Genomic DNA, 509 nt, shown 5'->3' on the forward strand with positions numbered 1-509 from the left:
CGGGTGGCCGTTCGGGCGGCCCGTGCTCGCCGGCGAGGTCTACTCGGTGCTGCAGTCGCTGCCGGGCACCGAGCTCGTCGACGAGGTGCTGCTCTTCGGCGCCGACCCGGTCACCGGCAAGCGCGGCGAGCCGACCCAGCGCATCGACCTCGACCCCGACGCGCTCGTCTTCGGGTTCGAGCACCGCGTGCGCGTGACGGCGGGGGTGTGAGGTGCGCGGCGTCATCGGCGGTCTCGACAGCCCGGTTCCCGTCATCGACCGGCTGCCCGCGGTGCTGCAGGAGGACGAGTTCCTGCAGCGCTTCCTGGGCGCGTTCGACACCTCGCTCGCGCCGGTGTTCGCCGTGCTCGACAACCTCGACTCCTACCTGCGCCCGCAGACCACCCCTCCCGACTTCCTCGACTGGCTCGCGGGGTGGGTCGACGTGGAGCTCGACGCCGCGTGGTCGGTCGAGCACCGGCGGCGCATCGTCGCGGGGGCGGCAGCCCTCCACCGGCGGGCGGGCACC

Annotated in this window: 1 protein-coding gene and 1 pseudogene; both read left to right on the plus strand. The window is 74.1% G+C overall.

Annotation, left to right across the window (positions count from 1 at the left end):
- Positions 1 to 211, plus strand: a pseudogene (locus GH736_RS24275) (putative baseplate assembly protein); the annotation flags it as partial.
- 1 nt (position 212) lies between these two features.
- Positions 213 to 509, plus strand: a 297-nt coding sequence (locus GH736_RS24280) for a phage tail protein (protein ID WP_235934678.1), incomplete at its 3' end; no start/stop codon positions are given.

The organism is Agromyces humi (genome assembly GCF_009720255.1).
Taxonomy (GTDB): domain Bacteria; phylum Actinomycetota; class Actinomycetes; order Actinomycetales; family Microbacteriaceae; genus Agromyces; species Agromyces humi.